This window comes from Paenibacillus sp. B2(2019) (genome assembly GCF_008370385.1).
Classification (GTDB): domain Bacteria; phylum Bacillota; class Bacilli; order Paenibacillales; family Paenibacillaceae; genus Paenibacillus_AQ.
Map to the genome: position 1 here is coordinate 397323 of NZ_VTZR01000025.1, position 13438 is coordinate 410760.

The following is a 13438-nucleotide window of genomic DNA, read 5'->3' on the forward strand; positions in this document are numbered from 1 at the left end:
TCGAATGATGAAGGATCACGCGAAATTCACAGGAGAAATTGCTAAGGGCATAAAAATTGGAGAGTCCAGTGTAGAGGTGAAACTACTAATTCCACTGAAGGCAGCACTGCCGCACTTGCTCTTCCTGAGCAGTAATCAAGGGGAAGAAGTTAACGTATTCCTTGGCGACCCACAGGCTGCCTTTGATTTCTGCGAAGAAGATGAGGTTTATCGTGAGGTTACAGGCCGCCGTGTCACCACTGATGCTTCTGGTGTCGTTATGAGCACAGATAAGATTGGTGAAGAAGATCCAGATCAGGCTGACCTTTTTGAACAGCAAGAGGGGGTTATGGACGGTGAACAGAAGAATGATGATATTGAGATTGTTGAGCCGGATGCGGAAGAAGACACTAATGGCGTTCAATCATCTGAAGAAGATATTAATGATGGCGGTTCTGATGAGCAGTCAGAGGGTGCAGAACTCGAACCGGATTGGATGAATGATGGAGCTGGAACTGACAGCCAAGATTACGAGGGTGATCCTATTGAATCAGGAGAACAAGAAAAAGTCGAGAACGGTGGAAGCTCTGATCTACGTGAAGCTTCTGTAGATGAGACAAGTAAGGAAGACCTGGACGCCTTTATCCTTGCTGAACGTCCAATCTTTCCTGAAGTCGAATATGAAGGACAACCTATCCCGTTCCCTGTTCTTCTAGAGAAACGCATTAATGAAGATAAAACCTGGCGTGAAATCGCTAATGAAAATGGCATGACCAGTGGGCAATTGTCAACAAGATGGACGGCATATCGCAAGCTGGCGGCAAAGAAAATGAAGGATGGAGGAGGAGCAGCGTAAGCTGCTTTTCTCTTACCTAGGGAGGTGTCGCTTTGATCTTCGCGGTTTATGCACTCGCAATTGATAAATATATCGAAGTTGTGTGGGAAACGGCAGTGCGGAAACATCGGATTGCAGAGCTTCGGACACTGATCGACCAAGCACTAGATGAGCGAGATGAAGAGAACTTTCATCGGTATTCGACGGAGTTAAAAAGATTAAGGAAAGGGGAGTGAAGAAATGAAAAACCTAATACAGGTGGAGCTAGAGAAGCTGGAACCGCAAATTAAGTGGGTTACAAATATGATCAATGAAGCTGAAAATGAGGGGGGATACAACTAGGGGAATCCTCAAGAGATGTATCTACGCAGTATGTATTACAAGATTGGTGACAAGCTGAACGATGTTCGCCACATCATCCGGCAAGTCACATCCCCGGTTATAGAAGAGGGCATTGTTCGTAAGAATTCAAGTGTGCGATATGAGCTGCCAAGTGGCGACTATTTTACCTCTGGATCTACTATTGAATATTTCTTTACCTACTCGGATGGAGAAAGCCGCTGGATTTATTCACGAATAGAACACATTGGCGAAGATTATTACATTGTAGATAATTCAAACATCCAGTTGGAAGGTCTGTTGGTACGGGTGAATCAGTTGCCGACCTGGGAGTAAATTAAAGAACGGATGGAGTAAATCCCATCCGTTCAGTCTTCAGTAAGTTTAAAGTCAACAAGATGCCTGCAGTTCGGACATTTCGTAGTCAATTTGTAGCTCTTCTTATCGTTGATAGTCAAAATTGAAATTAATTGTATGGCGAGTCCTGGTAGTGAGAGCCCTGCAAGTACAAGAGTGATTCTATTAATTATTACTGTGTTTATAAGGACTTTTTCATCAAAGAAGGCTAGAAATATCAAAAAACCTAGCAAAGCAAGTAGTCCTAATATTGAAAAAATAAATACTAATGAATATACAATTTTAGCCCAACGTTTTATTTTAAACGTCATTATATCACCTCTATAATACTACGGAAATTTAAGGTAATCGTTTCTATTACTACTTGTCCCATTCTGTAACACGCCATTTAAGCGCATCGGTGTGGGGGAGGTTTTCCAAATGGTTCAGGTTGAGGCGGGTGATGCTTAGAGCCGTAGTAGTGTATTTTGAGCTCATCTCTATAGCTGTTGTCTCAGGGTTAAACATAAAGAGACCGGAGTCGTAAGCCAGGTGATGATTCCCACATAGCACTAAACCATTTCGAGGATCATCTGAACCATTGTTTTTTTTAGGAATAATGTGTGCCGCCTGCAGAAGCTCCGGTACATTGTTATCACACACGGCACAGTATGGACCATAGCGCTTAAACACGTGGAACTTGAATCTAGGTTGTCCGGGGCGGCTCTTAACATTGGTAACCTTTGATTCAGGCTCTGAATCTATAGCAATGAAAGGTTCCTCATCGATGTTTCTATCAACGTTAGTTTCAAATAAATCTTGCGGATTAAATAAGACCAAAAATGTTTTGGTTAGATCATCCCAGGAAACGATTTTACCAAGTTGTACTTTTCGTTTTGTTCCTATGTAAGAGATTACGAAGATTGGAACACCTAACTCTGCTGCATTTTTAGCAGATAGTATCTCATTAAAGTCGGTTACGCCTATACGAGATGTTTGAGGATAGTGATAGATAATTTCGGTCTCAGACAAGTCATCATCGTAATGACTACCTGTATGAAGCAAAGAGACAGCTATCCCAGCGTCATTGGAGGTATACTTCTTAGTTTCTTTTGCATCACGGTAGATACCGGCTTGACCAGCGAAGAAATTCAACTGACGGAGGACTTGGGGATCAACACTATTGGGATTTGATACTTTGAGAAGCGCCTCCCACATGGAAGAGCGTCTCGCAATTTCTAAGTTTACGGGTTCGGTCATTCAGTTCACCTGCTTATAAGTAGTTCATATAGTATTGGACATTCCATCGTTCGATTCCTTCCGACAGAAAGTGAGTAATAAGGAGAATTTGGAAAAACGAAGTTTATTTAAGGAAGAGAGGGTGTTAGTTGTGGCAAATAAGCCTTTAACGAATCGCCAAAGCGAGACGCTAAAACTTATAAAGTCCTTCATCGATCATAAGGGCTATGCTCCTTCAGTTTATGAGGTGGCAGATCTCCTGAAGATAAAGTCGCGCTCTTCTGCGCATTCATTAGTAAAGCAATTAGTAGATAAAGGGTACTTAGTGAAGACGGATAATGAAGTCCGGACGTTACGAGTGGTTGGGCAGAAAATTAGCGATTCGCAACAGCCACAGGAAGACTTAAGGGAGCAAAATTGGAGGCTACTGCTGGAGAATGTGGAGTTGCGGAAGAAGCTTAAACAGCTTGGAAAATACTAAGATATACAAAGACCCCCATATCCTTGGTCGGGGCGGGGGTCCAATCTCTTACCTTCATTCAAATTATACCACGAGTGAGGGGATTATCTTGGGGAAAAGCGACAAATTAGCAATCCAACTGGCTTTTGACATCCTCCCGATCGACGAAAAAGAGACCCGTCGCCGGGTGGAGGAGTATTTGGAAACGGTTCGTGTTTACCGACAGATCGGGTTCGTCCGGCGCCAGGCGGCACTCACAGCCAGCCCAGAGCCACGGTACCATGGATCAACCAATGCAATTAGTCGAACGACAGAGAATATAGCGGTATGGAATACGGATAGGGAAATAGAGCAGGAGCGACAATCGAAACTACTGGATCTGGTAATGGGGAGGCTTAAGAAAGCTGAACGCGAAATTATACAGCTACGATACCTAGAGTATGAAGATGAATATGATTCTATTCTGTGCGGAGAGTTGGGGATGAGTGAGCGGAAGTATCGGAGGGTGAAATCAAGAGCGATATATATTTTAGCTTGTGCTCTTGGATTAGAAGTGTTAATCGAGGATAAACAGTAGAAAGGAAAGGTGAATAGAACGTCGAAATAAGTAGAAGTAAATAGAAATATACTAGGAGGTGTTACTTCTGATTAACGAAGACTTCTTTAACTCATATATACTTCAACTAAATGATATTGAGATGTTTTCTCAAATAGTTGACATAGGATCAACTGTTTCTTACAGTACCCGCAATAAGATAATCCATGGAATGGGTATCAACGAGGACCGAGATCTTCCAGAAAAAATGTTGTATTTAGGTAACTTTGTTGAAGTTCAAGAAAAAAAGGGCTTCCCGTTTTTGTATAATCTCTTGTCAATTCGAATCTGGACTTTGTTAGAAGCGTTTGTCGATGAGTTTTTGATAAAGTTAATACTCGAAGAAGAAAACCTTAGGTCGATTAAAGAAATTGAAAAACTCAAAGGAGAGCTATTAAACTTTATTTATAAATCCAGATATGAGCAAGCTGACTTTATACTTGAATTATTAAAAAGCGATCAAAAGAATGTTACTGGTTTTGGGGTGAATAGGTTTGAATCTTTGCTTAAAATTTTTGGTCATGATGGACAGGTGGAAGAAACGGTCAAACGCCAATTAATGGAGTTATCTCAAATTAGAAATGTTTTGGTTCATAAAAATGGTAAAGCTGACGGTCGCTTGGTAACTAATTGCTCGTGGTTAGGAATTAATGAGGGGGACGAAGTGAATTTAGATATGGGTCATTTTATTAGGTATATGAGTTCGGTACATTGGTACATTCTAGAAGTCTTTAGAAGGCATTTTATTAAAACTAACAGAAATAATTTTAATGATTATTTAATTCATTTACAAAAAGAGACATTAAAAGATGTTTTTAAGTTCGTAAAAATAAAAAATATAAGAAAAAAAATTGAGGGTTAATAATGACCGCTTTTTGACCGCACAATGACCGTTCATTAGGGTTTGAGCATGATATATTTGTACTGTGGAAATCAGGCGAGAGTGACACGCATGGCTGCAGTGATGCAACATCAACCGGGACGTACCTCCTCTCTCTTTTTGTTTCTTGCAGGAGTAAAGTTCTAGTTGTCGAAATGTTTCAGGATCAATGATTCGACATGGAGGAATGAACAGTGGAACCCGAAAAAGTAGAATTAATCAAAACAAGTAAAAAAGAGGATCAAAAGTCACTGAAGTTCGAAGTATACATCGACGAGTCAGGTAATACTGGTATAGATCTTTTTGATAAAAATCAACCTTTTTTTTGGACTGGAAGTATTATAGTGAGTCAGGATGCAACACTTCCGTATGATTTATCCGCTCTAGCCCGACAGGTGGGTAAGAAGGAGCTTCACGGAAATGAACTGGGGTTTGGCCGTATTAACGAGATATCTGAAAGGCTTGTAGAAGTAATTGAGGGTCTAAACGCAAGATTCATGTTTACAAGAGTTGAAAAATCTCACATATCCTCTATGAGATTAGCTGATGCATTGTTCGATAATGTCAATAATCCAGCAGTAACTGCATTCCACTATAACATCCCATTTAATAAAAAAATGCTTGCATCCTATGTTGATTTTATTATGGATGCAAAAGATAAACAGGATTTTTGGAATATTCATTTATCTGGGGATTCACGTAAATTTCGTGACTTCCTTATCAAGTTTCGTTCAAAATTCGATTCTGATTTTCCAAAAAGCAACCCAAGAGGAAGACAATTAGTTTTTGATGCACTAGATTGGGGTATTAAGGAACCTGAAACCTTACTTAGTGAACGAACAACAAAGCCGGAAGGTGTCCAAGATTTAAGGAGTTTACAATATGAGTCTCCTAATTTGGTATCTATTTCAACACTCCTTCACGGACTAAATTATATTGCTGAAGAACATAAAATGAAAGCTACAAAGATAATCCATGATGAACAAAGTGAATTTGGAAAGTATATACAATACAGTTATTCACTTTTGAAAAAGGTGAAAGTTGATCAATCTGATCAATTTCAGATTCCTAAAGTTCTTGAATCTGAAACATTTTTGTCGGATTTAGAACTCGCCTCTTCAGAGAGTTCTCCTTTTTTGCAACTGATTGATGTAGCTCTTTGGATGATAAAACAAAGAGTTGATAGGAAGAAGGAAATCCTCGGTAAAGCTTCGAATCTAATGAACTGTATAATAAGTAAAAGCAACATTTTCCACTTCAGTAGCCAGCATTTGGCGGCTGATTTACAGTATTCATACAACGAAATAATGAATAAACCAATCTCGAATGAGCAACTACAAGTTGGAATTAATGCTATGAAAGAGTTGGAATCAGGACGTATAAAGCAAATGATAGACAATAATTTACTTAAGTAGTTTTTATTTTAATTCAAACCTGTCCTTAAATTCGAAACAGATGTACAATTGGGTCAGGCAGTCTGTGGATGAACCTGCTTCCCAGAATGCCGGAATATTAAGTCGATTAAAGTAGTATAGCGAAAAAGTGAGAAATGTGGAGTAATGACATTATAATATGAGACGGATCATCTTTGTTCGTTATCGGTGTCTTTGACTTTGTTTTTAGCTGATCTGTAAAATGTTCTTGTCCTCCTTTGTTACAAAGGCCGTAAAGATTTTAAGCAAAGAGCGCAGCGCATTTGCTGCGGATGCGCAGCGGACGCCGTTCTATAGATCGGATTTATTGCACAATTGAATTGAATACATATTCCGAAGTCGCTCATTAATTGGGCGGCTTTTTTATATTGGGGGAATTATTTTGAAGAAGAAGCAACAACAGCGGCGTTTAAAAGATCCGCCTCGGCAGGCAACTAAGTGTAAGGGTTGCATATGGGGGCGCTGGGAAGGTACCGCACAGTATTGTGGCAGGCAAGTATGTCAGAAGGAAAAATATTCCTAGACGTCGAATGATGTTTACTTAAGGAGGAGGAGTATTTATGTCTGATTTAAGCACTTTATGTTATTATGTGGAGATTGATAAGTATCTTTTTGAAGATGAGTTAAAATTCGAGGGAAGCGGAGAGAAAATAAAAGGTATTAAACTTCGTATAAGTAGAGAAAGTAAGCCTCTTTACGCGCTTTTTATTGAGTTTTCTTTATCCGATGTCACAAGTCTAGAGGAAGCCGAGCAAACTGTACAACAAAGTTTGAACGATATTGTTATCGAGCTTACGGTTAGATATAAGATTTATGCCGGTAATATATATTTGACATCATACAATATTACCAATCAAGGTGAGTCAATTTTGATTTCAAATATAGCTATTAGACAGTGGAAAGACGATATTTTGAAGAAAGAAGATAAAGATGAGTTAATACGTATTCTTAATGAAAGTATTGAAAAATCTTCTGAATATGTAGAGAATACAGCCAAAAACTTATTTAGAATAGCGATGTCAAATAGAGATATTACTGCAAAGTATATGCTACTTTATTTAATTCTTCTATTTTTGACTAAGGATTCAGAAGGTAAGGAGAAACAGGGGTACGTAGACAATTATATTAATGATGATATAGGAGAGGTCAATTCCGAATACAGTGATGGCCCCCAACAGAAAAGAAACGGGACCTATATTAAAGAGACAATATACACTAAGTTACGGAATGAGATAGGACATTTTAGGGATATAGATCTGGCAGAGACCAGAAAAGAAATGGAGAGAACAATAAATTCCCTTGTAGATATAGTAAGAAAAGCTGTTTTATTGGAATAGGCATCCTTTACGGATGCTTTTTTTATGCTTATAAACAGTCTACTCTAAGCCATTCTCAGACATTATATACAGGTACGTGTGTTTGTTCGATAGAGCGTAGAAAAGAGCAGGGCGGGCTGATTCTCTTTGTCTCCTACTGCGTTTTTGCCTAACCAAAGATTAAAAACCAACTTAACTCAAATACAGCGAAAAAAAGGATAATTCTCCCTATAGTCGAAATGTATTTGTGAGGTGATTTTTATGAATACACGGCAAAGTGCAGAGAAAGAAATAAATGATTTTTTAAATTCCGATGAATCTGTAATCCTAATTACAGGTACTCATCAGTATCAGAAGCACATTCTTGTTTTGGAAGCAATATCTGAAGTGAAATGTCCCTCCATATTGTTATTTAGAGCCAACAGTATGAAGAATTTCGGAACCATCCTGGAGGATCATACAACTACTTATAAGACAGGATATGGCTATAAATTTGGTCCTCATAGGGTATATGTTGATTCTATAAAATCAACATCTTGGACGAAGACGCCTTATGCTGTTGATTTCTCAATTGTTTATCCTATTGATTCAGTGTGCAAAAATAATGGCAAAGAAAAAATTATTCAAGATATTGTACGACGTACTAACAATAAAGTGTTTTTAATAAGCTGGACGGATAATTATGACTGCAGTTGGTTAGATGAATTTATAGATCGAAAAGTGATTTATGATGTGGAAGAAGAAGATCCAGAATATCATGCGAGAATGCTAAAGAGTTTAAAAAAATTTTAAAGAGCCGAAAGGCTCTTTTTTTAGTCAGGGGATCCATATGGACATTAGAATCATACCAATCGAGCAGCTCAATGCAGCTCTTTATAACCCACGCGTAGACCTTCAGCCAGGAGATCCAGAGTATGAGAAGCTTCGCCGTAGCCTGGACGAATTCGGCTACGTTGACCCTATAATCTGGAATGAGCAGACCGGCAACATGGTCGGTGGCCATCAGCGCTATAAGGTGATGGTCCATGAGAAGGGTTGCACTGAGCTGGCCGTATCGGTGGTCAACCTGGACCCAGAGAGGGAGCGGCTCCTGAATCTGGCGCTGAACAAGGTGTCTGGTCGCTGGGATGATGAAGCTTTGGCTCAGCTGCTGAATGAGTTGCAGGAAGGCGGGGCTGACCTGGATTTGTCCGGTTTTGATTCAGAGGAAATCGGAGAGCTTATCACAGAGTTTAACGGCATGCCAGACACTGAGATTGATCTGCAGGTTGTTGAAGATGATTTCGACGTCCAGGGAGCACTTGATCAGATCAAAGAGCCTGAAACACGCCGCGGAGATGTGTGGCAGCTCGGACAGCACGTTCTCATGTGTGGTGACTCTATGAATGCTGAAGATGTTGCCAGGCTGATGGATGGTATAAAGGCTGATCTGGTTGTGACGGACCCGCCGTACAATGTAGCGGTGCAGAGCGACTCGGCCCGCCTAGCAGAAGCAGGTACCAGCTCAATAATGAACGACGATATGCCCGCAGAGGAGTTTGCGGGCTTTTTGCATGCTATCTTTGAACAGTACGCCGTGGCCATGGAACCGACCGCGGCGATTTATGTCTTTCATCCATCTTCCTATCAGCGTGAATTTGAGGATGCTATGAACGCTGCAGGAATTACGGTTCGCTGCCAGTGTGTTTGGGTTAAAAACGTGGCCACCTTCGGCTGGGCGCAATACCGCTGGAAGCATGAACCGGTGTTCTATGCTTATAAGAAAGGCAAAGTCCCGGCTTGGTACGGCGATCGCACACAGACAACGGTATGGCGGGCTGGCTTGCCGACGGAAGACCCACTTCCGGAGACGGTTTGGGAGGTTTCGAAGGGGGATGTAACCAAATATGTTCACCCTACACAGAAGCCCTTGGAGCTGTTAGCCATACCGATCCGGAACAGCAGCCGACGCGGGGATACCGTTGCTGACTTCTTTGGCGGCAGCGGCTCCACCTTGATGACCTGTGAGCAGCTTGATCGCCTCTGCAGGACAATGGAGCTAGACCCGGTATTCTGTGATGTGATTAAACTGCGGCATCAGGCTACGACTGGCATAGAGCCGGTGTTGCTTGACCGTGCTGATCCCGAATCATAAAAAACAATTTTACTTAATTTTATTATTGCTAGTTAGCGTTCAGTGTAGTGCAGTATTTCTCTAGAAACGGTAGTATATGAAATAATAATACTTATAATTTCGGGGGGATTAAATGTTTACAATTAGTTTCCAACTTGCGGGTTCAATTTTATTGGTATGGACTTTTTTGACCATCTCTCCTAGAGAAATCATTGCTTCTACTGCTGTTGTTATTCCATTTGATAATGAAGGTATCCCAGAAATCAAAGAAAAGATTGTAAAAGCAAGGCTTTTCGAAAAATATTTATCAGTGATGGGTATTTTGTTTATCGCTATTGGGTATTTAATTCAACTGTTACAAGCAGATATGTTCATAAAGAAATTGATTTATAAAATAAATCCTTTAAATAGCTATTTAAATCTTTCTGAGGTGATTGCATCACTAATCAATACACTTTTTTTATTGTTTTTGGCACTTTATATTGCTCGGGTATTGAGAAATACAATTTTCAAAAGAGAGAAAAAAAAGAAACAAACTCCTGTTGATGGAGAACTTCGTTTTGAAGAAGTGTGAATAACCAACCACCACCACCTAATCTTTGGGTGGTTTTCTTTTGCCCAAAATAAAAGGAGGACGCGCTAACGTCCTCCCGATCACCCAGGGTATCCCCCGGCTGAGACAGCGGCGCGCCACGCGTGGCATTCACAGTCATCCGCTGTCTCGAATTCCATCATAACGGAAAGTCGAGGGGTACGTAAATGGGAACACAAGATGAAATTTTATTGCAGCATGAGCTAGAAGTTATGGCTGGTATCCTTGAGAGTAAGGCGCAGTATCGTAAAATTGTTAAAGCCGGCATAGCCAAGTGGGTCAAGGATTTCCAGGACGGCCGGATTGAGATCAAGACGGTGGATGACTTGAAGAAGCTTATTGAGATAGATATCGAGCTACAGAAGGATGAATTTAATTGATTGCCTTCTCTTTACAATGTATCCTATTAGTTGAGGTGGTACTTCTTGGATACGAAAATTGTCTATAGGACAGATGAATTGGAAAATGCGATAGACTATTTAGAACAGGCGGCATGTTATTATGTGGATAGTCATTCAAAACATCGATTTAAATGGTTGATGATCGCTCTACATGGTGCATTGTATGGTTTCGGTGTGCTTGCTATCAAAGGATCTAATGCATCTGCAACTGTCTATAAACCTATAAACAGTAAAAGATTAAGAGGTCTTAGAGAACAAGTAGCGAAATATCATAATGAGTCTGATGAGAGATATATTGATATGTTTATTCAGCCAGAGCACGGCAAATTGTTGGCTATTTATGATGTCTTAGACAAATGTCAAGATGAATCATACATGATTCGCTTCGTTAACAGTAAAGTGTTAGTAATAACTGAGGATCAAAGAACGGCAATTGGAAAAATGATTGAATTCCGAAATCAATTTGCACATTTTAAACCTTCGCTTTATGCTATTACAGGAGATTATAACAAAGATATAGTAATTCCTGTTATTAAGGTAATAAGTGAACTAGCACTAGAGAGTAATAATGTCATGTACTATGAGGTTGAGCAAAAAGATCGTGTTGAAAAAGCCTTTTATAAGATCTTAAAACACGAATAGTCGAAATATAAAAAAGGGTGGCCATAAAAGTGGCTGTCCTTTTTTTGTTGGGGGTGGTGACATGTAGCATGGCCAGAGAACGCAGTCCCGAACGGGATAAGGCAAGACAGATGTGGATCGAGAGCGACGGGACGATGAAGCTTAAGGACATCGCCTCTGCTCTTTCTATTCCGGACAGCAAAGTCCGAAAGTGGAAGTCAGTCGACCGTTGGCAAGATGCGCTCAAAGGGAACGTTCCACTTGAAACCAAAGGGAGCGTTCCAATTGAACCGAAAGGGAACGCTCCACATCGCGGCGCTCCTAAAGGGAACAGAAATGCTGTTGGTAATCGTGGCGGTGCGCCTTCAGGCAATCAAAACGCCAAAGGAAATAGCGGTGGTGCTGGCGGGCCACCTGGCAACAAGAAGGCCGTCACCACCGGCGAACATGAAACCATTTGGTTGGATGCATTAACCGAAACCGAGCAGCAGCTCATCGATCAGGTGGACACTGACCCGATCATCCAGGCAAATGAATCCCTTTACCTTCTAACGATCCGTGAGCGCCGCATGATGCACCGGATTAAATCCCTGATGGATGGATTATCAGAGACCGAGCGCAGTGTGCTCTACGAGATGAAGGCTATCAAGGAAGTCGCGGAGATCCATGATGAGAAGACCGGCATTACGAAGAAGATCCCACATAGCCGTAATGAAATGATGGAATCGAAGATTGAAGAGAAAGGCTTTCGAAAGTTAGATGATATCCTGAAGTTGGAAGAAGCTCTGACTCGCATCCAAGATAAGAAGATCCGGGCCATTGAACTCAAAAATCGATTGACCGACGACGAAAAACGTATCCGCATCGAAACCATGGAGTATGAGCTTCAAATGTTGCGCGGTGGTGGAGGTAAGGAAGTCTTTGAGGATGATGGTTTTATCGATGCGCTGAAAGGCATGGCAGCGGGGGTGTGGAGCGACGATGGCGAAGCTTAAACTCAAACCAGCGGCGTTCAAGTGGTCCCCTTTCTCGAAAAAGCAGCTTAAAGTGCTGACATGGTGGACACCTGAAAGCCCACACCACGATAAAGACGCAATCATCTGTGATGGTTCGGTCCGCGCCGGTAAGACGGTCTGCATGTCATTCTCCTTTATCGCATGGGGGATGGACACCTTTCGAGGAGAACAGTTCGGTATGTCAGGAAAGACCATTGGTGCGCTACGACGTAACGTGGTCGGGCCTCTAAAGCGCATGCTCGCCAGCCGTGGGTATCACGTTCATGATAATCGATCTGAAAATGTTTTGACTGTGACCCGGGGCTTAATAAGCAACCGGTTCTTTTTATTTGGTGGACGAGATGAAAGTTCCCAGGATCTGATTGCCGGGATCACGCTGGCCGGAATGTTCTTCGATGAAGTTGCCTTGATGCCAAAGTCCTTCGTCGACCAAGCGACTGCCCGTTGTTCTGTAGATGGTGCCAAGCTCTGGTTCAACTGCAACCCTGCAGGACCATATCACTGGTTTAAAAAGGAATGGCTAGATCAGCTGCAGAAGAAGCACGCACTGCACCTACACTTTACAATGGAGGATAATCTCTCTCTTTCTGAGGGTGTACGGGAGCGGTACCGTCGCATGTACAGCGGGATATTCTATCAGCGGTACATCTTAGGGCTTTGGGTTATGGCAGAGGGAGTGATTTTCTCTAAGTTTAATGATGCGGTCCATAAGAAACCCCGAGACTGGTTTCCGGCCAAGTTTGATCGCAAATTCATTTGTATCGACTACGGGGCAAATAATCCAACGGCATTCCTGAAATACGGGGTCCAAGGGAACGTCTATTATGAACTGGATGAGTACTACCACAACATCCGGCATAAAGGTGAGAAAACGAATGGTGAATATGCGGATGATCTGGAAGCCTTTCTTGATGGCGATGAGTATTCAATCTTCATTGACCCATCAGCAAAGGCTTTTATTATTGAGTTGAAGAAGCGAGGGATCAACAATATCCGAGCTGCGGTGAATACCGTATTAGATGGGATTCAGACTGTGTCTAACAGATTTCAGAATAATGAACTTTATATCTGTGCCGATAACACCAATTCCCTTCAGGAGTTGGTGTCTTACGTATGGGATGAAAAAGCCGCCGAGCGCGGCGAAGACAAGCCCATTAAGCAAAACGACCATACCTGTGATGCACGCCGATACGGTATTCATACGGATTATCTGCTGCAGCGTGTGAAGCAGCGTAAAAAAGAGAGAGAGGAGCGATCTGATCATGATGTGGGGTGGGTGTAGG

At 41.6% G+C, this 13438-nt stretch carries 16 protein-coding genes; 15 read left to right on the forward strand and 1 reads right to left on the reverse strand.

Annotation, left to right across the window (positions count from 1 at the left end):
• Positions 1-4 precede the first annotated feature (4 nt).
• From PAENI_RS27035 to PAENI_RS27045, 3 genes are all read left to right on the forward strand, one after another.
• Entirely contained in the window at positions 5-835 is an 831-nt protein-coding gene (locus tag PAENI_RS27035) for a hypothetical protein (RefSeq protein ID WP_149647380.1), read from the forward strand.
• Positions 836-867: 32 nt separating this feature from the next.
• Complete coding sequence (locus tag PAENI_RS27040; RefSeq protein ID WP_149647381.1) at positions 868-1050, forward strand: IDEAL domain-containing protein; 183 nt, start codon at positions 868-870, stop codon at positions 1048-1050.
• 121 nt (positions 1051-1171) lie between these two features.
• A complete protein-coding gene (locus tag PAENI_RS27045; protein WP_149647382.1) occupies positions 1172-1489 on the forward strand; it encodes a DUF5348 domain-containing protein in 318 nt (105 codons plus the stop codon).
• A gap of 381 nt (positions 1490-1870) precedes the next feature.
• Here PAENI_RS27045 and PAENI_RS27050 read toward each other — a convergent pair whose 3' ends face one another.
• Complete coding sequence (locus PAENI_RS27050) at positions 1871-2749, reverse strand: HNH endonuclease (protein WP_149647383.1); 879 nt, start codon at positions 2747-2749, stop codon at positions 1871-1873.
• A gap of 130 nt (positions 2750-2879) precedes the next feature.
• Between PAENI_RS27050 and PAENI_RS27055 the strand changes: the two genes are divergently transcribed.
• From PAENI_RS27055 to PAENI_RS27110, 12 genes are all read left to right on the forward strand, one after another.
• Positions 2880-3209 carry a LexA family protein gene (locus PAENI_RS27055; protein ID WP_188114704.1) on the forward strand — a complete coding sequence of 110 codons (330 nt, stop codon included), beginning with the start codon at positions 2880-2882 and terminating at the stop codon, positions 3207-3209.
• An 88-nt stretch (positions 3210-3297) separates the two neighbouring features.
• The gene (locus PAENI_RS27060; RefSeq protein WP_149647385.1) at positions 3298-3765 is read left to right on the forward strand and encodes an ArpU family phage packaging/lysis transcriptional regulator; all 468 of its coding nucleotides are present in this window, start codon (positions 3298-3300) and stop codon (positions 3763-3765) included.
• 58 nt (positions 3766-3823) lie between these two features.
• Entirely contained in the window at positions 3824-4645 is an 822-nt protein-coding gene (locus PAENI_RS27065) for a hypothetical protein (protein WP_223179012.1), read from the forward strand.
• A gap of 212 nt (positions 4646-4857) precedes the next feature.
• The gene (locus PAENI_RS27070; protein ID WP_149647387.1) at positions 4858-6078 is read left to right on the forward strand and encodes a DUF3800 domain-containing protein; all 1221 of its coding nucleotides are present in this window, start codon (positions 4858-4860) and stop codon (positions 6076-6078) included.
• A 578-nt stretch (positions 6079-6656) separates the two neighbouring features.
• Positions 6657-7433, forward strand: a complete 777-nt coding sequence (locus PAENI_RS27075) for a hypothetical protein (RefSeq protein WP_149647388.1) — start codon at positions 6657-6659, stop codon at positions 7431-7433.
• A gap of 240 nt (positions 7434-7673) precedes the next feature.
• Positions 7674-8204: a hypothetical protein gene (locus PAENI_RS27080; protein WP_149647389.1), complete on the forward strand. Its 531-nt coding sequence runs from the start codon at positions 7674-7676 to the stop codon at positions 8202-8204.
• A gap of 319 nt (positions 8205-8523) precedes the next feature.
• Positions 8524-9546 (forward strand): DNA-methyltransferase, encoded by a 1023-nt coding sequence (locus tag PAENI_RS27085; protein WP_316502964.1) that lies wholly within the window; start codon positions 8524-8526, stop codon positions 9544-9546.
• A 112-nt stretch (positions 9547-9658) separates the two neighbouring features.
• The gene (locus tag PAENI_RS27090; RefSeq protein WP_149647391.1) at positions 9659-10099 is read left to right on the forward strand and encodes a hypothetical protein; all 441 of its coding nucleotides are present in this window, start codon (positions 9659-9661) and stop codon (positions 10097-10099) included.
• Between the two features lie 185 nt (positions 10100-10284).
• Positions 10285-10497, forward strand: coding sequence for a hypothetical protein (locus PAENI_RS27095; protein WP_149647392.1), 213 nt, complete (start codon positions 10285-10287; stop codon positions 10495-10497).
• Positions 10498-10542: 45 nt separating this feature from the next.
• Positions 10543-11160 carry a hypothetical protein gene (locus PAENI_RS27100; RefSeq protein WP_149647393.1) on the forward strand — a complete coding sequence of 206 codons (618 nt, stop codon included), beginning with the start codon at positions 10543-10545 and terminating at the stop codon, positions 11158-11160.
• Between the two features lie 68 nt (positions 11161-11228).
• Positions 11229-12134, forward strand: a complete 906-nt coding sequence (gene terS, locus PAENI_RS27105) for a phage terminase small subunit (RefSeq protein WP_149647394.1) — start codon at positions 11229-11231, stop codon at positions 12132-12134.
• Positions 12121-13437, forward strand: a complete 1317-nt coding sequence (locus PAENI_RS27110; protein ID WP_149647395.1) for a PBSX family phage terminase large subunit — start codon at positions 12121-12123, stop codon at positions 13435-13437. The genes terS and PAENI_RS27110 overlap by 14 nt, the downstream gene beginning before the upstream one ends.
• Position 13438: the final 1 nt, after the last annotated feature.

Excerpts from the sequence above, each read along its gene's own strand:
- PAENI_RS27080 (WP_149647389.1), top strand. The coding sequence starts at position 7,674 with ATGAATACACGGCAAAGTGCAGAGAAAGAAATAAATGATTTTTTAAAT.
- PAENI_RS27045 (WP_149647382.1), top strand. The coding sequence starts at position 1,172 with ATGTATCTACGCAGTATGTATTACAAGATTGGTGACAAGCTGAACGAT.
- terS (WP_149647394.1), top strand. The coding sequence starts at position 11,229 with ATGGCCAGAGAACGCAGTCCCGAACGGGATAAGGCAAGACAGATGTGG.
- PAENI_RS27110 (WP_149647395.1), top strand. The coding sequence starts at position 12,121 with ATGGCGAAGCTTAAACTCAAACCAGCGGCGTTCAAGTGGTCCCCTTTC.
- PAENI_RS27075 (WP_149647388.1), top strand. The coding sequence starts at position 6,657 with ATGTCTGATTTAAGCACTTTATGTTATTATGTGGAGATTGATAAGTAT.
- PAENI_RS27050 (WP_149647383.1), bottom strand. The coding sequence starts at position 2,749 with ATGACCGAACCCGTAAACTTAGAAATTGCGAGACGCTCTTCCATGTGG.
- PAENI_RS27090 (WP_149647391.1), top strand. The coding sequence starts at position 9,659 with ATGTTTACAATTAGTTTCCAACTTGCGGGTTCAATTTTATTGGTATGG.
- PAENI_RS27095 (WP_149647392.1), top strand. The coding sequence starts at position 10,285 with ATGGGAACACAAGATGAAATTTTATTGCAGCATGAGCTAGAAGTTATG.
- PAENI_RS27035 (WP_149647380.1), top strand. The coding sequence starts at position 5 with ATGATGAAGGATCACGCGAAATTCACAGGAGAAATTGCTAAGGGCATA.